Source organism: Sphingomonas sp. HT-1 (genome assembly GCF_048568905.1).
In the GTDB taxonomy this organism is placed as follows: Bacteria; Pseudomonadota; Alphaproteobacteria; order Sphingomonadales; family Sphingomonadaceae; genus Sphingomonas.
Genome location: NZ_CP183770.1, coordinates 674,581 through 694,805 on the forward strand (window position 1 = coordinate 674,581; position 20,225 = coordinate 694,805).

Genomic DNA, 20,225 nt, shown 5'->3' on the forward strand with positions numbered 1-20,225 from the left:
AGCCTTCAAGACTCCAGCCAACCTCCGCTGAAGCCTGCCTGGATCAGTCCGCGGCGGATCGCGGGCACGGAACGCATGATGCGCCACACGAAATCATTGCGGTAATTTGCCGCCATCAGCAGGATCGGTCCCTGATCGATGCCGAGATAATCGTCATCCACCCAGCCGCGCACCGGGTCCACCTTGCCCTTCACCGGTTCGGGATCGGTGTATCGGAAGCTGGGATTGAATGAATCCAGAAAGCCATATTGCCCATAGAGGATGTCGCCATAGTCGCGTCGCATTCGCTCCGCGCAGGGGAGCACGATTTCGGGCGCGAAGGGCAGGCAGCCCAGTGCCGCCGTGGGCGCAAGGGTACCATCGTCGCGCTCGTCTGGCATGCCCAGCGGTCCGCGGGCCGAATAGGCGAAGAACTCCCGCGTCCCGCCCTTGAACGGCAGTTTGGTATGGCCTGGCCCGTCGCAGGCGGTGATGCCCCATAGATCAGCCGCATAGCCTTCCCACTGCAGCGGATTGGCTGTGCAATAGGCGCGCTGCGCGTAGGCGGCACGGCGGCTGTTCTCGAAGTAATCCATGCCGGCGGCTTGCATCGCGGCATCGCGAATGCCGCGAAAGTCGATCCAGACATGGCTGTACTGATGCCCGAACAAGGGAGCGAAGGCGAGATGGCGGGTAGAGCCTTCGCCGCGCCAGACCTGCTGGTAGGGCGCTGTCCAGGCTTCCCAGCTGTTCGGCGCCAGCGGGTGATTGGGGGCACCCAAGCCAAGGACATAGACGAACATGCCCTCATTATACCCTTCCCAGTTTCGCGCGATGAAGCCGCCGCCGGGATGCCAACCCATTGAAATCGCTCTGCGTCCGTCCTGGAACCAGGTCCAGTCGGCGCGGGCGTAGATTGCCTCGGCGAGGCGCCGTATCTCCGCCTCCCGGCTGTCGCCGCCATCGAAATACTGGCCGGCGAACAGCACGCCCATGAACAGGATCGTGCTGTCGACGCTGGAGAGCTCGACGTCGAGAAAGCGGTGACCCTGCTCCATGTCGAGAAAGTGGTAGAAAAAGCCCTTATAGCCCGCATTGCCGGTGGGTTCCGGTCCCTGTGGCGCTTCCCAAAGGAAGCGAAGCGTCGTCAGCGTCAGGTCGCTTGCTTCGGCGCGGGTGCACCAGCCTCGCTCTACTCCGACGGGATAGGCGGTTAGCGCGAAGCCAATCGACGCGATCGAGCAGAAGCTCTCCGAGGGCCAGCGATCCGGCACCAGTCCGTTTTTCCGGTTCACGCGCTCCCAGAAGAAGCGGAAGGTGCGCTCCTCCAAGTCGGCATACCAGTCGGGGAGTGCCGGGCCGGCGGGGGCGGCTCCACCTGCCCGGCCTAGTGTGCCCGCACAACCGGCCAGCGCCGTGCTGCCGAGGAACAGGGTCGAAGCCGATAGCAGGGCACGGCGGTTCAGCTGCAGCGGTTGCGGCTCCTCCCGAAAAAGCGGGGCGGCACGATCGGCGCCGCCCCGAGCGGGGGGAAACTGTTCATTTTGCGCCGCAGCGGTGCTCATGAAACCGGTTACATATTTTGCAGCACGAGAAGAAGCAGTTTTGAAGATCGGCATATCGAGACTCAGTTGTGAAGGCTTTGAGCGGTCGTGCCGCGAACGATGAGTTCGGGCGTCAGCAATGTCTGTTCGGCACCCTGCGCCTTGCCTTCGATCTGATCGACCAGCCGTGCAACGGCGCGCGCGCCTAGTTCGGCGATGCGGACCTGCACCGTGGTGAGGCCAAGATACCGGGCGAGGGGAACGTCGTCGAACCCGGCGACGGCGATCTGCTCCGGCACGGCGATCTGCGCACTGCGCAGCCCGTGCAGGCAGCCGAGCGCCATCATGTCGTTGGCGGCGAATACCGCGTCACACGCTATCTCGCCCGCAGCAATGCGCCGCGCGAGCGCTTCGCCGGCGCCTTCGTTGAAATCTCCAGGCAGGACCACCGGCGGCACATTCGGCAGCAGGCGGTGCATCGCCTGGCGATAGCCTTCGGCTCGTTCGCGTGCGTCGATGTTCCCGGTGGGGCCGGCCAGGTGCACGATCTGCCGGCAACCGGCTTCGACGAGGTGGCGCACCACGGCCTCCGCGCCGACGTGATTGTCGACGCGCAGCGATGCGCGGGCCTGCTTGGCTTGCAGGCAATTGATCAAAACCGCCGGTAGCCCGGGCGACAGCGCATCGGCCAAAAGATCGGGGGCGATATGCGGTGCCATCACCAGCAGCCCGTCGACGCGACCGCGCATCGCACGCAGCGCCTTCATCGCACGATCGCCTTCGTCGTGCATATTCGATAGCAGCAGCAGATACCCGCGTCGGCTTGCCTCACGGTCCATGCCGCGGACGCACTCGGAGAAGAACTCGCCGTGCAGATCGGGCAGCACCACGCCAATCGAATGCGCGCGCGCCAGGCTCAGGCTTCGGGCACCCGCGTGGGGCACATAGCCGAGTTCCTCGGCGGCGGCGAGGATGCGTTCGCGGGTGTCGCCGCGTACATTATTAAGGCCGTTCAGCGCGCGGGATACCGACGCCACCGAGACCTGGGCTCTCGCCGCTACGTCACGAATCGTGGCTTCGGCCATGCGAATGCTCTCCTTATATTTATCGCGGCGCGCAATGTTTCAGGCTAGATCGGCGATTGCAATCCCGGTCTTACGCAAGCTATGTAACCGGTTACGGCTTGCCGCTACAAGCCCGAATTGGCGATCACGGCGGCGTTTAGGCAGAGGGTTTCAGGCGAATGTTGGACGGCAGGATTTCACGGCGCGCGGCGCTGCTCGGCGCGGGTGCGATGGCCGCATGGATGCACAGCCCGGCAAAGGCCATGCTGATGGAGGCTGCGGCGTTGCCGGTGCCGGCATTCATCGATGCACTGGTCGCGAAGATGACGATCGCCGAAAAGGCCGGGCAGCTGACTATCATGCCCAGCGCGTGGGGCGGCAGCGCTGCCACGGCATTGAATCCGCCCACCAACGGGCCCAGCTTCGAAGCCCAGTTGGAAGAGGTGCGCCAGGGCCGGATCACCGGCGTGTTCAACGGCAATGGCGCCGAGATGGCCCGCCGCATGCAAGGCGCGGCGATGCAGTCGCGGCTGAAGATCCCGCTGATCTTCGCGGCCGACGTGATCCACGGCCACCGCACAATCTTCCCGATCCCACTGGGCGAAGTCGCCAGCTTCGAGCCTGATCTGGCGGAGCGCACCGCCCGCATGGCAGCGTTCGAGGCCGCCGCCTCGGGCATCGATTGGACTTTCGCGCCAATGGTCGACATCGCCCGCGATCAGCGCTGGGGCCGCGGTATGGAAGGCGCGGGCGAGGACGTGCTGCTCGGGGAGATGTTTGGCGCCGCTCGTGTTCGCGGTTTTCAGGGCAAGGACCTCACTTCAGCCGAAGCCGTGCTCGCCTGCGCGAAGCACTTCGCCGCCTATGGCGCTGCGGAGGCGGGCCTCGACTATAACACCGTCGATATCTCGGAACGCACGCTTCGCGAAGTATACTTGCCGCCGTTCAAGGCCGCGCTGAACGCGGGTGTGCTTTCCTTCATGGCTTCGTTCAACGAGATCGCAGGCATTCCTTCCACTGGCAACCCATGGCTGATGCGGACCTTGCTGCGCGAGCAATGGGGTTTCCAAGGCCTTGTCGTGTCCGATTACACGGGTGACATGGAACTGATCGATCATGGCTTCGCGGCCGATGCGCGCGACGCGGCCAAGATTGCCTTCCTTGCCGGTGTCGACATGAGCATGACGAGCGGCTTCTACCGCGATCACCTCCCCGATCTTGTTGCCAAGGGCGAAGTGGACGAAGCGCTGGTCGATGCCTCGGTTCGGCGGGTGCTGGCATTGAAGGCGAGGTTGGGCCTGTTCGATAATCCCTTCCGGCGCATCGATCGCAAGCGCGAGCAGGCGCGCACGCGCACGCGCACGGCAATCGATCTGGCGCGCGAGTCGGGGCGCAAGTCGATCGTGCTGCTCAAGAATGACGGCGATCTGCTTCCGCTACCCAGGGCCGGCAAGAAGATAGCGATCATCGGGCCGTTCGCGGCCGGCGCCCATGACCTGGTGGGTCCGTGGGTGGTCTATGGCGACGATACGCACGCTGTCGATCTGGCCAGCGGTGTGAAGGCGGCGGTGCAAGACTCGTCACTTGTCACCATCGTCGAAGGCTCTGGCGTAGAAACGGCGATCGGGGGCGGCATCGAAGCCGCCGTCGCGGCCGCCCGCGCGGCGGATGTCGTCCTGTTGGCGATCGGTGAGTCGCAGAACATGTCCGGGGAGGCGCAATCGCGCGCAGAGATCGTGCTGCCAGCACCGCAGCAGGCGCTCGCGGAGGCGGTTGCCGCGACCGGGAAGCCTGTAGTCGTGGTGCTGAAAAACGGCCGCGCGCTTGCGTTGGAGGGTGCAGTTCGCGACGCGCCTGCGATTCTAGTGACTTGGTTTCTGGGCAGCGAGACGGGCAACGCGATCGCGGATGTGCTGTTCGGTGCCTACAGCCCGTCGGGCCGCCTGCCGTGCAGCTTCCCGCGCTCGCCCGGTCAGCAGCCCTACCATTATGCGCACAAGCCTACCGGCCGGCCGAACCCTTCGGACGAGAAGCTCGAGCCGTACAAGGCGCATTATCGCGGCATCCCGAACTCGGCGCTGTTCCCGTTCGGCCACGGGCTCACCTATGGCCGGATCGACTATGCCGATCTGCAGGTGGCGCCGCAGATGGGATGGGACGGCGAACTGCTCGTAAGCGCGACGATCACCAATCGCGGCAGCCGCACTGCGGAGGAAGTCGTCCAGTTGTACATCCACGACGTCACCGCCAGCGTTACTCGGCCGGTGCGCGAATTGAAGGCGTTCCGGAAGCTGCGTCTCGAGGCCGGCAAGTCCGAGCGCGTGACCTTCCGCATCCGGCGCGAGCAGCTCCAGTTCATCGGCAGGGACAACGTGCCGGTGGCGGAGCCAGGGCGCTTCGATCTGTGGATCGCGCCTTCGGCGGAAGGAACGGGGCTGAAGGGCAGTTTCGAACTGCTGAAGGGGTGATCTCTACGGCGCCCCTGCCACGGGGCGCCGTTCTTCACGTTGCATCAAGCGGCAGGCGTGCTGAGTTTCCAATAGGTTGCATAGCGCTCATGCGCGATTCGATGATAGGGGATCAGGCGGACGGATCGCCCATCGGCCGCCGGAATGGTGAACTCCAGCGGGCGGGAAGTCGGCCGGATCTTTGCCATCAATGCGGCCGGCTCGCCCGTCAGCATCGGCACGGCAAAGGGCGTATCATTGTAGCTGCCATAACGACGTTCGTTGACGATGATGTCGGCACCAGGTGCGAGCCCGTCCTGGCCTAGCGCGCCCGCGAGAACCAGCGGGCCATAGGTGAAGGCGACGATATCCGGGGCGGCCGCCGCGCGCTCGACCCCGGTTTCCATCGTTAGGCGAAGTTCGACGCGGTCGCCGTCACGCCAAGTGCGCCGAAGGTCGATATAGCTGCCGGGGGCAATGGAGCGCATCGCCTGCTTCCCGTTCACCAGTACGGTTGCGGAACGGCTCCAACTGGGATGCCGCAGCTTAAGCGCTAGATCGACGGGTCGATTCACGCGCCAGCCCAGGAGCGTGTTCGGCGTCTCCGGGAAGCTGGTCTCCTGCGTCAGTACTGCGCCCTTTTCGCGCCAGCGCACCGCAGAGGGGATGAACAGGTTCACATAGAGTGACTGGTCATCGCGGAAGTAAATGGAATCGCGATATTTTACATGATTTTCCATTCCGGTGCCGGTGCAGCACCAGAAGGAGTCCTCGGGCGTATGATACAGCTTCATGTATCCGGGGCGGGCACCCTGGAAATAGGTGCACATCCCAGTGTCCGGATCCTGTGAGGCGAGGATGCCGTTATATAACGTACGTTCGTAATAGTCTGCGTATTCGGCGCGGGGCTCCTGCAGGAATAGCGCGCGCGTGAGCTTTAGCATGTTGTGCTGGCCGCAAGTTTCCGAGCCTTTGGCAGAGAAGACCCGCTTCTCGAAATCGGCCATGGCGAAGAAATGCTCGTTCTCGCCGTGCCCGCCGGTAGCGAACGAGCGAGTGTGCGCTACGGTTTTCCAGAAGAAGCGCGCAGCATCGTGGTAGCGTTCATCTCCTGTCGCTTCATAGACGCGCTGAAACCCCACCACTTTGGGGATCTGGGTATTGGCGTGCATGCCGTCGAGATGGTCGAGGCCCCGAGCCAGTGGTTGCAGCAAAGCCTTTTGCGAGAAGCGCTCCGCTAGAACCCGATACTCTTGTTTGCCGGTTATCGCGTAGAGATCGGCATAAATCTCGTTCATGCCGCCATACTCGGTTTCCAGCATGGCCTCGAACTCGGCGTCGGAAAGGGGCTTCGTCGCCACGACACCCCAGTCGGCGAGGCGCAACAATACAGTGCGCGACACCGCGCTGTCGGCCAATACTGCGCCGTCACGCAGACCTGCATAGACTTTGTGCAGCGTGTACCAGGGAACGCCGGTGATCTTCTCTCCGCGCAAGTGCGTGGCCAACAGTGCCGCGCCCTTCGGAAAAGCGCAAACCAGCCCGCTTTTCGCCGCGTCCTGACACGCGCTGAGTTCGTCCGCGATATAGTCGATCCGCTGCTTGTAGCGCACATCTGCCGTCGCTCGATACGCGAGGGCGCAGGCAGATAGATAATGGCCGAGCGTATGGCCGTGGCAGTTGATGTCCTCCCAGGTCGGCTCGGATTCCCATCCCCCATATACCGGCGCCTTAGGCTTGAGCCCCGCATTGACGCGGAAGTTGTGCAACATCCGATCCGGCTGCAGGCGCAGCAGATAGGCTTCTGTCGCGCGCTGCGCATGGAGGAACGGGCTTTCGGCAAGGTCGACATCGGTGAGATCGAAAGCTTGCAGCTTCGCTTGCGCACTTGGGGGCATGGCTTGGGGAGGCGATGCTTCCGATGCAGCAGGCAAGCTTGCCCAGGCTCCCGCCACGATAGCGCCGAAACCACTGCTGGAGAGGAAGGTGCGGCGTGAAGTATGTACGCCGCCCATGTGAACAGGCATTCCCAGACTCTCCTTCGATCATATTTACTCAGAGTAACAGATGCGGGCGCAAGGCCAAGCCTAATGATGGTGTCTGTTGCCACGCTTGGATCTTGAACGAGAATGCCGGAGGCGAAGCTGGTGCGAAGGGCGACGATTTGCCCTCCGGATTACGCCGGACAAGATGCTCGGTGAGGTAAACCGTTGTGCCGGTGACAAGCCGACGTATCGCTTCCCGCGGTAACACGAAAAACGGCGCCACCGCTGGTGCGGGGCGCCGTCTTCTTGTCGAGCCGCTTGGGCTAGGCCCTTGGGCCTTGCGTTTAGCGCTGGCTGACGGGCACGTAGTCGCGCTGCGTCGGGCCGGTGTAGAGCTGGCGCGGACGGCCGATCTTCTGCTCGGGATCCGAGATCATCTCGTTCCACTGCGCCACCCAGCCGACGGTGCGAGCCAGGGCGAACAGCGCGGTGAACATCGTCGTCGGGAAGCCAATCGCGGACAGGATCACGCCCGAATAGAAGTCGACGTTCGGGAACAGCTTCTTCTCGACGAAATAGTCGTCCTTCAGTGCCATTTCCTCGAGCTGGAGCGCCACTTCGAACACCGGGTCCGTCACGTTGAGCGCGGCGAACACTTCGCGCACCGTCTTCTGCATCACGGTCGCGCGCGGATCATAGTTCTTGTACACGCGGTGGCCGAAGCCCATCAGGCGGAACGGATCGTTCTTGTCCTTCGCGCGGGCGATGAACTCGGGGATACGCTCCGGACGGCCGATCTCGTGCAGCATGTTGAGCGCCGCTTCGTTGGCGCCGCCATGCGCCGGACCCCAGAGGCAGGCGATGCCGGCCGCGATGCACGCGAACGGATTGGCGCCCGACGAACCGGCGAGGCGCACGGTCGAGGTCGAGGCGTTCTGCTCGTGATCGGCGTGGAGGATGAAGATGCGGTCCAGCGCCTTCTCCACCACCGGGTTCACTTCATATTCCTCGGCCGGAACGCCGAAGGTCATGCGGAGGAAGTTGCCGGTGTAGCTCAGGTCGTTCTTCGGATAGAGGAACGGCTGGCCGACGCTGTACTTGTACGCCATGGCCGCGATCGTCGGCATCTTGGCGATCAGGCGGTGCGACGCGATCATGCGCTGCTGCGGATCGGTGATGTCGGTCGAATCGTGGTAGAATGCCGAAAGCGCGCCGACCACGCCACACATCACCGCCATCGGGTGCGCATCGCGACGGAAGCCTCGATAGAAGGTCGCCAGCTGCTCGTGCAGCATAGTGTGGCGGGTAATCGTATTCTCGAACTTCGAGAGCTCTGCCTGCGTCGGTAGTTCGCCGTTCAGCAGCAGGTACGAGACTTCCATGAAGCTCGAATTCTCGGCGAGCTGGCCGATCGGGTAGCCGCGGTGGAGCAGCACGCCCTCGTCGCCGTCGATGAAGGTCAGGCCCGACTCGCAGCTGGCGGTCGATGTGAAGCCAGGATCATAGGTAAAGGCGCCGGTCTGGGCATAAAGCTTGCGGATATCGACGACATCGGGGCCGGTGCTGCCCTTCAGGACGGGATATTCGACGTCTTTGCCTCCAACGTGCAGCTTGGCGGTATCGCTCATTTTGTCGTCCTTTCCTTCGACCCGTTTTCAGGCGGGCGTACGCATCTGATCTGCGATGCGGGCGAGGCTCTCCTCACGTCCCAGCAGCGCCAAGACATCAAAGATACCCGGCGAGGTTCGGCGTCCGGTTAACGCCGCACGCAATGGCTGCGCCAGGTTGCCGAGCTTCACGCCCGCTTCGTCAGCGACGGTGCGTACCGCCGCTTCGAGCGCCTCCGTATCCCACGTTGCCAATCCGTCAAGCGCGGTATGCAACCGAGCGAGCAGGAGACGCGCATCGCCCTCTAGCAGAGCTGCCGCTGCCTCGTCCATTTCCAGTGGGCGGGTGCGAAAGAGAAAGCCTGCGCCATCGGCCAGTTCAAGGAGATTGGCGGCCCGCGGCTTCAGTGCCGCCATGCTGCGACGCAGAAGGTCCATTTGCGCGTCGCTGATTTCGAACGTCAGGCGTCCGGCTACCAAATCTGCCAGCTTCGCATCATCCGACTGCCGAATGTAATGGCCATTTAGGTTCTCAAGTTTCTTGAGATCGAACCTGCTTGGTGATTTTCCGACACCAGCTAAATCAAACCATTCGATCGCCTGCTCGCGGCTGATGATCTCGTCGTCGCCATGGCCCCAGCCCAAGCGGAGCAGATAGTTAGACACCGCCTCGGGGAGCAGGCCGAGTTCGTCGCGATAGGCATCCACACCCAGCGCACCATGCCGCTTGGAGAGCTTGGCGCCATCCGCCCCGTGGATCAGCGGGATATGCGCATATTCCGGCTCGTTCCAGCCCATTGCGCGGTAGATGGGAAGTTGGCGAAACGCGTTGTTAAGATGATCGTCTCCGCGGATCACATGCGTCACGCCCATGTCGTTATCGTCGACGACCACAGCCAGCATATAGGTGGGCGTGCCGTCCGACCGAAGCAGAACGAGATCGTCGATCTCCGCATTCTGCACGGTCACTTCGCCCTGAACGTGATCGCGAATCGTCACGGCACCTTCGGTCGGCGCCTTGAGACGGACGACATGCGGCATCGCCGGATCGCCATCGGTGCGGTCGCGCCAAGGGGAGCGGATGCGCAGCGGCTTCTTGGCGGCTTCCGCTTCCGATCGCATCGCGGCGAGTTCGTCCTGCGTCAGGTAGCATCGATAGGCGGCACCGCGCGCGATCATCTCGTCCGCGACTTCGGCGTGCCGAGCGGCGCGGGCGAACTGATAGACTTCATCGCCGTCCCAATCCAGGCCGAGCCAGCGAAGCCCGTCGAGGATCGCCTCAATGGCCGGTTGGGTCGAGCGTGCGCGATCGGTGTCCTCGATACGCAGCAGGAACTTGCCGCCATGGTGACGGGCAAACAGCAGGTTGAACAGCGCGGTGCGCGCGCCGCCGATGTGCAGGAAGCCGGTGGGCGACGGTGCGAAGCGAGTTACGACGGGCTTGGCGCCGTTGGTATCTGTAGTTGCGCTCAAGCGCGGCTGCTCCCAGACTGTTGCATTGATGGCCAGTTCAGCCGCCGAGGCCCCTAGCACGGGGTTCCGCGCCCTTCAAATGGGAGTGGCGAACCGCTTCCCGAAAGGGCAGCGCGGCGTGGAGGCGTGGCTGGAGGCCGAACGCGGCCAGATCATTCTGTGGCTGCCGGTGGCGTTCGGGGCGGGGATCGCCGCCTGGTTCGCAATGCAGAGCCCCGCGCAGTGGATCGGGTTTATGTGCACGGCGCTTGCGATCGCCGCAGCGGGTATGATCGCGGCGGGCCGGGCGGGGCGCGTGTTGCTCGTCGCCGGGCTGGCATCGGCGCTTGGTTGCGGGATGGTGTGGTTGCGCGCCGAAGCGGTTTCCGCTCCGGTGCTCGCGCGACCGGTGGCGGTATCGTTCGACGCCACCGTTCGGCAGGCGGACGCCTTTGCCGCGCGAGGCGTGACGCGGCTTGTGCTTGAACCGATCGGCCGGGCAGACCTGCCGCCGCGCCTGCGGGTGAATGTCGATATGGCCGGCGTGCCGGAAGGGCTCGCGCCCGGCGCACGGGTAGCGCTGCGGGCGCGGCTGGTGCCGCCACCGCCGCCTTCCGTGCCCGGTACATATGACTTTCGCCGTGTCGCATGGTTCAACCAGATTGGCGCGACGGGAAAAGCGTTGGGCTCGGTGAAGATGCTGTCCAGCGAAGCATCCCGTGGACCCGGCCTTCGTGCCCGGCTGTCCGCGCACATCCAGTCGCGCTTGTCCGGGAGTGCGGGCGGTATCGCCACGGCGCTAGTAACAGGAGACGAAGGCGCAATCGACGAAGTCGACGGGGAGGCGATGCGGCGCGCGGGGCTGGCGCATCTTCTGTCGGTCAGCGGGCTGCACGTGACGGCTGTGACGGGCGCGACGATGCTGATCGTGCTCCGCGTGCTTGCCCTCAGCCCCTCCCTGGCCCTGCGCGTTCGGTTGCCGCTGGTGGCAGCGGGTGCTGCCGCTTTGGCGGCGATCGGCTATACCTGGCTGACCGGCGCACAGGTGCCCACGATCCGATCGTGCGTCGCCGCACTGCTCGTGCTTGCGGCGTTAAGTCTTGGCCGTGAGGCCGTAACGCTGCGGCTGGTCGCGGCCGGAGCCATGGTGGTGTTGGCGCTCTGGCCCGAGGCGCTGGCGGGCGCCAGCTTTCAGCTCAGCTTCGCTGCGGTCGCCGCGATTGTCGCGCTGCACGAAAATGTGAGAGTGCGGCGCTGGTGCGAGCGTCGTGAGGAGGGGCGTCTGCGGCGAACGGGCCGCAGCCTGGTCGCGCTGCTGCTCACCGGCTTTGTGGTGGAACTGGCGCTCATGCCGATCGGGCTGTTCCACTTCCACAAGGCAGGGCTGTACGGCGCGTTTGCCAACCTCGTCGCCATTCCGTTGACGACCTTTGTCGTGATGCCTTTGGAAGCGCTTGCGTTGCTTCTGGACTGCGTGGGGCTCGGCTGGCCGGCATGGTGGTTGGTGGGCCGGGCGCTCGCACTGCTGCTCGTGCTTGCCCATGTGGTGGCGAACGCGCCGGGATCGGTCGCGGCGCTGCCGGTGATGCCGGGCGCCGCGTTCGGACTGATCGTGTTTGGCGGACTGTGGATCGCTCTTTGGCGGACGCCAATGCGAGTGGCAGGCACGGTGCCATTGGTGGCGGGGCTTGCCTGGGCCACGCTTAGCCCGGTCCCCGATCTGCTGGTCACCGGCGACGGACGCCATCTCGCCATAAGAATGCCCGATGGCAGTTTTGCGTTGCTGCGCGACGGCGCGAAGGCATTCACCCGGACCGCGTTAAGCGAGATGGGGGGTGTGGAAGAAGGCGCGTTGACGCTTCTCGCCCAGCGCCCCGAGGCGCGGTGCAGCGCGGATCTGTGCGTGGCGGATATCGCGGCAGATGCGCGGCGTTGGCGCATCGCGGCAACCCGCAGTGGATATGCGATCGCTTGGGGCGAATTAGTTGCGACATGTGCGGCAAGCGATCTGGTGGTCAGCGAACGCCGCCTGCCGCGTGCTTGCCGTCCGCGCTGGCTGTTGCTCGACCGTACGGCGCTGAACGAAAGCGGCGGAGTGGCCATCGCCTTTGCCGGGCGGTCGATCCGCAGCGTCGAAACCGGCGCACGTCATCCCTGGCTTCATCCACGGACTGTGCAACCACCGTTCAAGGCGGTAGAGACGCATCCATGATGATCCGGATACTGGTGGCAGCAGCCGCACTTACCGTCGCACCTTCGGCGCCTGCGCAGCAAACCGACTGGGTAAAGGTCCGTGCCGAATGGAACCAGCCAATGGCGCCGTTCCGAATCCTGGGCAACGTCCACTATGTCGGCACTGCCGGAATCTCCGCCTATCTGCTTACCAGCCCACAGGGGCATATTCTGATCGACGGCGGCATGGCGGAAAGCGCTCCGCTGATTGCCGCCAATATCGAGAAGCTCGGCTTCAAGCTGGCCGACGTGAAGATTCTGCTGGTGAACCATGCGCATTGGGATCACGCGGGCGGTCTTGCGGAACTGAAGCGGCGCACCGGCGCACGCCTGCTTGCCAGCGCGGCCGAAGTGCCTGCTCTGGAGTCAGGCAGGTCGGATTATCGACCGGACATCAGCATATCGGCACCGGGCGTGAAGGTGGATGGCGTGCTCAAAGATGGCGAGGAGATCCGCCTCGGCACAAACACGCTGGTGACGCACCTGACGCCGGGGCACACCAAGGGTTGTACCAGCTTCAGCACGCAGATCCCTTCCGGTGGCGACAGCCTGACCGTGCTGTTCGCGTGCAGCCTGAGCGTGGCCGACCAGCCCCTAACGCCGGGGCATGGCTATGACGCGGCACCTGCTGACTTCCGCGCCACTTTTGCCAAGCTGCGCGCCACCCAGGCGGACGTGTTCCTCAGCTTTCATGCCCAGCAATTCGACCTCGCGCTCAAGCGTGCGAAGCAGGTTGCTGGCGACACCGAAGCCTTTGTCGACCCGGGCGAACTGCGTCGCCGCGTCGACGCCGCACAGGCCGCGTTCGACGCGGAGATGCAGCGGAAGACAAATAGGTAGTATCCAGGTCCCGTAATACGACCTGCGGTACACCATGGAACTCTGCCCGCGGAAGCCGAATGCATTGGAGACTCGTCTCCATTCATGCTGACGCCGAAAATGCGATCGGGCCCCGGCGTTTGCCGGAACGACGGGTTTGGCGATAAGGTCCGGTCAGGGCTGCTTAAGATACGTGACTGGTTTCTTATAGTGATCCGTTTGCAACGCCCTATTTGGCTGCCCGATGTTGTTCCTTGAAGATGGTCTGTACAATTGTGGCTCGCATACTGGATGCGACTTGATTGGCTTGCGCCGAGTACAGACCCTTTAGGTAACCGCGATCGAATGCGGTCATCTCGCTGGGCGAACTGGTGACGCCCTCATTGAACAGCGCTAGGATGGTGTCCTTGCCCGTCGCACGCTCCGGACGCACGCCAGCCAGCGTCCGCATCGCAAGGTAATCGCCTATTTGACGCACGGTTTTGCCGAACAAAGCGGATCTTTGGACCAACACGATAGATGCGATCACGTCTCGCCGGGTCGCGGACATGATGTTGGAAGCTGTGGTCCGTCTCAAGATGCCGCCTGCATCGATGGACTCTCCATCGGCGTTTTTGACTTCGATATTGCTCCAGGCGCGAACTGGGCCTCGCTCTTTCACGATCATATCGATCTGGGAAGGCGAGCGATTTCCGAAGACCCACCACCTACGGCGTATCAATCGGGCAATCTCTGCATCAACGCGATCGACGAAGAGGATGACGATGTTCGGCTTGCAACCGGGGCCGGCCAGTTTCAGTCCCGCCCGTTCGGCGCTCTGCGCAAGACGGTCGCCGATCTCTTCAAGAACAGGTCGATCGAGTCCGACACTTCCGAAGCAGACAGAATCCTGAAATCGATCTAAGGGATCCAGAAACGATACTTTAGGTGTTATCGCGCGGGCGAGTGACCGAACTTCGCTTTCTGTTGGCAGAGGAGCGCCCTTAACAATGATCGAATCGTTGGGAGGTACAGGGTCCCTCTGGGCGCCAGGAGCAGCCGTCACCAAAGGATGGCTTTGCTGCGCTTCGGCCACGCTGGACAGGAGTAGTCCTGATAACACGACCAACAAGGGCGCACGCATAGTTCCACGCTCCATTCGCTGTCAGCGGACGGCGCTCATCATAGCCTGTTGTTGTTCGAAGGAAACGAGCAAACCAACAGGCTGCCCTCAGCTTGCCGGGCAGCATGTATCGAAGAACTAGGCGGGCGCCTCGAAGGGGCGCCGCTCGCTATTAACATAAACGCGTTAGTAGCGTCGCAGCAATCCCGAGAGCCGCCCCTGCACGCGCACCTGATCGGGGCGATAGCGCTGCGGCGAATAGTCCCGATTAGCGGGATCGAGCCGGACCATCGTGCCTTCCTTGCGAAAATATTTGAGGGTCGCCTCGGCATCGTCGATCAGGGCGACGATGATCTCGCCATCCTTCGCGGTCTCGGTGCGACGGATCAGCGCATAATCACCGTCTAGGATCCCCGCTTCGACCATCGAGTCGCCGGCTACTTCGAGCGCATAATGTTCGCCGGTGCCAAGCAACGCAGCAGGCACGGGCAGCATCGTCGAGCCTTCCAGCGCTTCGATCGGGGTACCGGCGGCGATTCGGCCATGCAGCGGGATTTCGATCACGTCGTTCGCAGCGGCGGGTGGCACGGCGGGGGCGGCCGTCGGCTTCGCCGTCTTGGTGATCGGCTTGCGTTCGCCCCGTTCCGGCATACGCAGCACCTCGAGCGCGCGGGCACGGTTGGGCAGGCGCCGGATGAACTCGCGCTCTTCCAACGCGCTGATCAGGCGGTGCACGCCCGACTTCGACTTTAGATCAAGCGCCTCCTTCATCTCCTCGAACGAGGGCGACACGCCGGTTTCGGCAAGGCGGTCGGCAATGAAGCAGATCAGCTCGTGCTGCTTGCGCGTGAGCATCCAATCCTCCGGGTCTAGAACAGACTGCGAACGTTTATGCAATGTTCCGGCGGGCTGTCAAGCGATCTCGAGGATTTCTACTGTGTCACCGGCTTTTGCCATCGGTGCAAAGGGTTCGCGAACGATCAGGCAGGTGCTTCGGGCGAGGGTCCGCAGCATCGAGCTGTCCTGCACCGTGGAAGCGAACACTCGACCGTCGACCAGCGCCGCGCGGAGATAATCGGTGCGGGGGCCATTGGCAGGGAGTTGCTCCCCAAGTTCGGCGCGCTGCGTGCGCGGCAACGGATCGGTCGCCCCCGCCCATGCTGCGATCACGGGCCGTACGAAGAGCATGGTGGTGACGAATACCGACACGGGATTGCCAGGCAGGCCCAGCACCGTCATGGAACTGCGCCGTCCTGCCATCATCGGCTTGCCGGGCCGAAGCGCGATCCGCCAGAAGTCGATGGTGGCGCCTGCGGCTTCAAGCGCGGGGCGCACCAGATCATGATCGCCGACCGAGGCGCCGCCGCTGGTGACGAGCAGATCCGCCTCGACGGCACCGAACGCCGCCTGCAATGCGTCGAGACGATCCGGCAGGATGCCCAGATCGATCAGCTCCACGGGCAGATCGGCGATCTGCGCCGCCAGCATCGCCCGGTTGGATTCGGGAAGCTGCGCGGGACCGACTGGTGCGCCCGGCGGCACCAATTCGTCCCCGGTTGCCGCGATCGCCACGCGAACCGGGCGGTAAACGGGCAGCGTCGCATGGCCTGCGACGGCAGCGAGCGCCAGCCGCGCCGGAGTCAGCCGCTCACCCGGGGCAATCAGAATGTCCGCTTCCGCGAAATCCAGGCCGCGGCGGCGCACGTTGCGGCCCTTATGCGCGGGGCCTTCGCCGTCGAGGCGCAGCGTATCCCCCGCGCGGGCGGCTTCTTCCTGGACCAGAACCGTGTCCGCGCCATCGGGCAGGGCGGCTCCGGTGAAGATACGCACCGCAGTGGCTGGGGTAACGTTTCCCGGAAAGGCGGAGCCCGCTGCGCTCTCGCCTATGACCTGCCAGGGGCCGGGAAGATCCTCGAAGCGAATGGCATAGCCGTCCATCGCCGACAAATCGCTGTCCGGTTGGGTTCGTCGCGCGACGATTGGTGCCGCCACCCACCGTCCCGCCGCCTGCGCGAGCGGCACCATTTCGACGGGCGTTCGATCGGCAAGCGCGAGCAGTCGCGCCTGCGCTTCGGCAATGGGGAGCAGCGCCATGCCTACCGCTTGGCGGCACGGGAGGCAGGATGCAAGGGGCCTCAGTCGCTGGGGATGGTCGCGGCGAGGGTGCGCAGGTCCTGGTCGCGGAGCGGCATGCGGAAGTCTGCAAGGGTGCGACCGTGGCTGGTTCGCACCACGCGTGCCGGTCCGCCGCCGATATCGGGCAGAGCGATCCACAGCGAGGCGCCGGGGCTGAAGCCGTGCGCGGCTTCGAACTCCACCTGCCGCGCGGTGACGGCGTGCACCCGGCAGTTCCACCAACGCACGCCTTCTCGCACCCGGCCCGGCGCGTCGAGCCGCAGCGCGAGCCCGTCGCGCAGCAGCCCGCCGAGAAGCGGTCGCGGCCGGGCCGATTGTGGCGCATGTTGAAGCCCGCGCAACCAGGGGAACAGCGTCTGCCAGCCAAGTTCTTCGACAAAGGCGATGCCGGCGGCGCCGCCGCGCACCCAGCGCACTGTGCCATCCAGTGGGCGCAGCCCGTCAAAGGTTAGTCCCACCTTCTCCTCGACTTCCAGCCGAGCGGCTTCCACGCCGATACCGCCTTGCGAAATATTGTGCATGGCGAGTTGTTCGATCATGCCATTGCAGTGGACGCCAACGGTTTGTCGCAGCTCGATACGGGGCAGTCGTCGATCGCCGACCGTAGCGCGGGCAAGGTTACGCGCGACCAGCCCGAGGACGTCCAGAGGGGCCTCGAAGGCAATGCCGTTTTCGTCGCCATCGCACCACAGGCTGCGGCCGGATATCGGTTCCATGCCGTCGAGTAGCAGGCTGAGCGGTTGCTGTGCGGGCACCGGCGTGTCGCTGCGCAATCGTGCGCCGCACGGTCCGATCCAATGCAAGCCGCAGGCAAATGCCTGTCCGGCATGCTCGAGTTGCACTGAATCAAGGCGAGCGCCGGCTGCCGCGCCGCCGCCCCGCGGGGCTGGTAGATCGGCGATCAGGCTGAAAACCGTCGCGGACGTCTGCGCCAAATCCATCATATCTCCCCGTCCGTCGGCGCGCACCATGGCGGGGGAGGGCTAAAACAGGGTTAAACAGCCGGGTTGGAAAAACCCTAAGCGCGGAGGCCTACGCTGATCGCCGCCTGCACTTGCGGGGCTTCCGACGACACCACGGGATAGGCGCAATAATCGGCGGCGTAGAAAGCACTCGGTCGGTGATTGCCGGACCAGCCGATGCCGCCGAACGGCGCCGCCGAGGAGGCGCCGTTGGTAGGCTTGTTCCAGTTTACGATCCCTGCACGGATTCGTGCCCAGAATTGTTCGTACAAACCCGCATCGTCGCTGATCAGGCTGGCGGATAGGCCATAGCGCGTGTTATTCGCCGCCTCGATCGCGGCATCGAAGCTTGCCTCTCGAAATACTTGCAGCACGGGGCCGAAAAGTTCGGCGTCCACCGTCTCGCGCGCGTCCGTCATGTCGATCACACAGGGGGTGAGGAACGGCCGATCCGCGACGGGGCGCCTCAACGGGCGCAGCAGCCGTCCGCCGAGCGCCACCAGCTTCCCGACACTTTCGACCAACATGTCGGCCGCGTGATTGTCGATCACCGGTCCCATGAAAGGCTGGGGCACATCATGCGGCGCGCCGACGATGATCCGGCCGATCAGCGCATCCAGTTCGGCCATCAACGGATCGAATTGCGTCTCGTCGACGATCAGGCGGCGAGCAGCGGTACAGCGCTGGCCAGCCGAGGTGAAGGCGGACTGCACCACCAGCGCTGCCGCCGCAGTGAGATCTTTCGAGTCCCAAAGGAGGATGGGGTTGTTGCCTCCCATCTCTAGCGCGAGGATCTTTTCCGGGTGATCGGCGAACTGGCGGTTCAGCGCCAAGCCAGTCCCCGCGGAGCCGGTGAACAGCAGGCCGTCGATGCCGGGATGCCCCGCTAGCGCCTTGCCCACATCGGCGCCGCCGACGACCAGCCGGACGCAGGCTTCGGGGACCCCCGCCGCGAGATAGCAGTCGACCAGGAACGCCCCGGAGGCTGGCGTCTTTTCCGAGGGTTTGAACACCACAGCATTGCCGGCGAGCAGCGCGGGCACAATGTGGCCGTTCGGCAGGTGCGCGGGAAAATTATACGGCCCGAGCACCGCGAGCACGCCATGCGGCTTGTGGCGCAGCGCCAGCCGGCTGTGGGCGGGGGCGTCGAGCTGCCGCTGGCCGGTGCGCTCCGCATGGCTGGCGATCGAGATTTCGACCTTGCCGATCACCGTATCGACTTCGGTGCGGGCTTCCCACAGCGGCTTCCCGGTCTCGCGGGCGATTAGATCGGCAAAGGCTTCCGATCGCTCGCGGACCACCGCGGCGAAGCGGCGCAGCGCCGCCACCCGCTCCCCCAGCGGCCGCGCCGCCCAGAGCGGCCAGCCCGCTCGCGCAGCCGCGACTTCCGTGTCCGCATCGCCGACGGGACGGCGCCACAGCAGCGCACCGGTGGCGGGTTCGATCGAAACTAGTTCCTGCTCGGGCATGGCTCTTCTGATATCGTTGTGGGGCGCAAGAGATGGCCAGGCTTCTGCCTGAATCCGGTTCGTCAGGCCAGTGCCTGACCCATCGCGCGGATGGCCGCGACCTTGGCATGCAGCGGCCCCCAATCGTCGCGATCGGCAATCGCGGACCAGATCGACTCGACCTCGTCGATCAGCATCGATTGCGGCGCGCCCCGCCAATAAGGATTGGCTGACCGATCCTTCCGCGCCCGATACGTGGCGAGCAGGCCCCGCACGGGATCGAATTCGGGTCCATATCGATCCGGCAGCTGCCCGCCGAACACGTCGAAATAGAAGCTGTCGAGCGGTGCCCCGCTCTGCTGAAGCGCGCGTTCTACGGCGCCTGCGAGCGCGCGATCATTGGCCTCGTCGCGCGGCGCCAGCCCCATCCGCCAGAGGATCGCCTGGGCCTGCTCGCGATGAAACGCATCGGCAAAGCCCTCCAGCGCGTCGATCAGCGGCGCTTCCTCCGCAATCAGCCGCAGCGAAATGGCGAGCTGCATCGCATCCCAATAGATCGCCTCCGCCTGCCGCCCGAAGGCATAGAGGCCAGTCTGATCGAAATAGGCCGCGACGAAATGCGGAGCCCAGCTCGGCGTAAAGCGCCAGGGGCCATAATCGAAGCTCTCGCCGGTGACGTTGATATTGTCGCTGTTGAGGACGCCATGAACGAACCCCGCCCCCATGAACCGGCCCGCCATGCGGGCAGTGCGCGCCACCACTCCTGCCAGCAGCCGGGCCGGGGCATCCGGCCCGTCGCCTTCGCCGAAATATCGCTGCAGCACATAGGCGGTGAGCGTGCGCAGCCCCTCCAGATCCTGGAACGCCGCAAGCCGCTGGAACGCGCCGATGCGGATGTGGCCGTGGCTGAGGCGGACCAGCACCGAGGAGCGGGTGGGCGAGGGCTCGTCGCCACGGTGGAGCGCCTCCCCGGTTTCGATCAACGAGAAACTGCGCGAGGTTTCCACCCCCAGCGCCTCCAGCATTTCGGTCGCGAGGATCTCGCGTACGCCGCCCTTCAGCGTCAGCCTGCCATCGCCAAAGCGGCTATACGGTGTCTGCCCCGACCCCTTAGTGCCGAAGTCCATCAGCCGGCCGCGATCGTCGGTCATCTGCGCGAACAGAAAGCCGCGACCGTCGCCGATCTCGGGATTGTACACGCGGAACTGATGACCGTGATACCGGAGCGCCAGCGGCTGCGGCAGGCTGCCCGGCAGCGGTTCGAATCGGCCGAAATGGGCGATCCATTCGGCATCGCTCAAACCATCGAGACCGACCGACGCCGCGGCGCGATCGTTGCGGAAGCGGAGGATCGTCTGCGGGAAGCGCGCCGGGCGAACCGGATCGAAGAAGCCATCCCCAAGGCTGAGGATCGCCTGTTGCGGAGCGAAGGCCATGCGGCGATATGG

Annotated in this window: 14 protein-coding genes; 3 read left to right on the top strand and 11 right to left on the bottom strand. The window is 64.5% G+C overall.

Annotation, left to right across the window (positions count from 1 at the left end; translation table 11 throughout):
- Positions 1–5: 5 nt before the first annotated feature.
- Positions 6–1,544 (bottom strand): glucoamylase family protein, encoded by a 1,539-nt coding sequence (locus ACNFJ7_RS03235; RefSeq protein ID WP_019368006.1) that lies wholly within the window; start codon positions 1,542–1,544, stop codon positions 6–8.
- Between the two features lie 62 nt (positions 1,545–1,606).
- Positions 1,607–2,608, bottom strand: a complete 1,002-nt coding sequence (locus tag ACNFJ7_RS03240; protein WP_019368005.1) for a LacI family DNA-binding transcriptional regulator — start codon at positions 2,606–2,608, stop codon at positions 1,607–1,609.
- A gap of 158 nt (positions 2,609–2,766) precedes the next feature.
- On the opposite strand from ACNFJ7_RS03240, the gene ACNFJ7_RS03245 reads away from it, so the two are divergent.
- Entirely contained in the window at positions 2,767–5,055 is a 2,289-nt protein-coding gene (locus tag ACNFJ7_RS03245) for a glycoside hydrolase family 3 N-terminal domain-containing protein (protein ID WP_019368004.1), read from the top strand.
- A gap of 44 nt (positions 5,056–5,099) precedes the next feature.
- Here the strand turns inward: ACNFJ7_RS03245 and ACNFJ7_RS03250 are convergent, their stop codons facing one another.
- The 3 genes from ACNFJ7_RS03250 to gltX all read right to left on the bottom strand — a co-directional run bounded on the left by ACNFJ7_RS03250 (position 5,100) and on the right by gltX (position 10,099).
- A complete protein-coding gene (locus tag ACNFJ7_RS03250; RefSeq protein WP_019368003.1) occupies positions 5,100–6,932 on the bottom strand; it encodes a beta-L-arabinofuranosidase domain-containing protein in 1,833 nt (610 codons plus the stop codon).
- A gap of 431 nt (positions 6,933–7,363) precedes the next feature.
- Complete coding sequence (locus ACNFJ7_RS03255; RefSeq protein WP_019368002.1) at positions 7,364–8,647, bottom strand: citrate synthase; 1,284 nt, start codon at positions 8,645–8,647, stop codon at positions 7,364–7,366.
- A gap of 27 nt (positions 8,648–8,674) precedes the next feature.
- Positions 8,675–10,099, bottom strand: a complete 1,425-nt coding sequence (gltX, locus tag ACNFJ7_RS03260) for a glutamate--tRNA ligase (RefSeq protein WP_058805443.1) — start codon at positions 10,097–10,099, stop codon at positions 8,675–8,677.
- 79 nt (positions 10,100–10,178) lie between these two features.
- On the opposite strand from gltX, the gene ACNFJ7_RS03265 reads away from it, so the two are divergent.
- Both ACNFJ7_RS03265 and bla read left to right on the top strand, forming a co-directional pair.
- Positions 10,179–12,290, top strand: a complete 2,112-nt coding sequence (locus ACNFJ7_RS03265) for a ComEC/Rec2 family competence protein (protein ID WP_019368000.1) — start codon at positions 10,179–10,181, stop codon at positions 12,288–12,290.
- Positions 12,287–13,150, top strand: a complete 864-nt coding sequence (gene bla, locus ACNFJ7_RS03270) for a subclass B3 metallo-beta-lactamase (RefSeq protein ID WP_019367999.1) — start codon at positions 12,287–12,289, stop codon at positions 13,148–13,150. The genes ACNFJ7_RS03265 and bla overlap by 4 nt, the downstream gene beginning before the upstream one ends.
- Positions 13,151–13,358: 208 nt before the next feature.
- Here bla and ACNFJ7_RS03275 read toward each other — a convergent pair whose 3' ends face one another.
- From ACNFJ7_RS03275 to ACNFJ7_RS03300, 6 genes are all read right to left on the bottom strand, one after another.
- Positions 13,359–14,204, bottom strand: coding sequence for a hypothetical protein (locus tag ACNFJ7_RS03275; protein ID WP_156804350.1), 846 nt, complete (start codon positions 14,202–14,204; stop codon positions 13,359–13,361).
- A gap of 213 nt (positions 14,205–14,417) precedes the next feature.
- Positions 14,418–15,086, bottom strand: coding sequence for a transcriptional repressor LexA (lexA, locus tag ACNFJ7_RS03280; RefSeq protein ID WP_019367997.1), 669 nt, complete (start codon positions 15,084–15,086; stop codon positions 14,418–14,420).
- Between the two features lie 57 nt (positions 15,087–15,143).
- On the bottom strand, positions 15,144–16,325 hold the full coding sequence (locus tag ACNFJ7_RS03285; protein WP_019367996.1) for a molybdopterin molybdotransferase MoeA: 1,182 nt from the start codon (positions 16,323–16,325) through the stop codon (positions 15,144–15,146).
- Positions 16,326–16,366: 41 nt separating this feature from the next.
- The gene (locus tag ACNFJ7_RS03290; protein WP_236704448.1) at positions 16,367–17,308 is read right to left on the bottom strand and encodes a PilZ domain-containing protein; all 942 of its coding nucleotides are present in this window, start codon (positions 17,306–17,308) and stop codon (positions 16,367–16,369) included.
- Positions 17,309–17,385: 77 nt separating this feature from the next.
- Entirely contained in the window at positions 17,386–18,798 is a 1,413-nt protein-coding gene (gene astD, locus ACNFJ7_RS03295; protein WP_019367994.1) for a succinylglutamate-semialdehyde dehydrogenase, read from the bottom strand.
- Positions 18,799–18,860: 62 nt separating this feature from the next.
- Positions 18,861–20,213, bottom strand: coding sequence for a protein adenylyltransferase SelO family protein (locus tag ACNFJ7_RS03300; RefSeq protein WP_026008850.1), 1,353 nt, complete (start codon positions 20,211–20,213; stop codon positions 18,861–18,863).
- Between the last annotated feature and the right edge of the window lie 12 nt (positions 20,214–20,225).

What these genes read in the sequence shown, in the direction of transcription:
- ACNFJ7_RS03240 (WP_019368005.1), bottom strand. Translation starts at nt 2,608, where the DNA reads ATGGCCGAAGCCACGATTCGTGACGTAGCGGCGAGAGCCCAGGTCTCG.
- ACNFJ7_RS03290 (WP_236704448.1), bottom strand. Translation starts at nt 17,308, where the DNA reads ATGGATTTGGCGCAGACGTCCGCGACGGTTTTCAGCCTGATCGCCGAT.
- ACNFJ7_RS03235 (WP_019368006.1), bottom strand. Translation starts at nt 1,544, where the DNA reads ATGAGCACCGCTGCGGCGCAAAATGAACAGTTTCCCCCCGCTCGGGGC.
- lexA (WP_019367997.1), bottom strand. Translation starts at nt 15,086, where the DNA reads ATGCTCACGCGCAAGCAGCACGAGCTGATCTGCTTCATTGCCGACCGC.
- ACNFJ7_RS03300 (WP_026008850.1), bottom strand. Translation starts at nt 20,213, where the DNA reads ATGGCCTTCGCTCCGCAACAGGCGATCCTCAGCCTTGGGGATGGCTTC.
- bla (WP_019367999.1), top strand. Translation starts at nt 12,287, where the DNA reads ATGATGATCCGGATACTGGTGGCAGCAGCCGCACTTACCGTCGCACCT.
- ACNFJ7_RS03255 (WP_019368002.1), bottom strand. Translation starts at nt 8,647, where the DNA reads ATGAGCGATACCGCCAAGCTGCACGTTGGAGGCAAAGACGTCGAATAT.
- ACNFJ7_RS03265 (WP_019368000.1), top strand. Translation starts at nt 10,179, where the DNA reads ATGGGAGTGGCGAACCGCTTCCCGAAAGGGCAGCGCGGCGTGGAGGCG.
- ACNFJ7_RS03245 (WP_019368004.1), top strand. Translation starts at nt 2,767, where the DNA reads ATGTTGGACGGCAGGATTTCACGGCGCGCGGCGCTGCTCGGCGCGGGT.
- ACNFJ7_RS03250 (WP_019368003.1), bottom strand. Translation starts at nt 6,932, where the DNA reads ATGCCCCCAAGTGCGCAAGCGAAGCTGCAAGCTTTCGATCTCACCGAT.
- astD (WP_019367994.1), bottom strand. Translation starts at nt 18,798, where the DNA reads ATGCCCGAGCAGGAACTAGTTTCGATCGAACCCGCCACCGGTGCGCTG.
- ACNFJ7_RS03285 (WP_019367996.1), bottom strand. Translation starts at nt 16,325, where the DNA reads ATGGCGCTGCTCCCCATTGCCGAAGCGCAGGCGCGACTGCTCGCGCTT.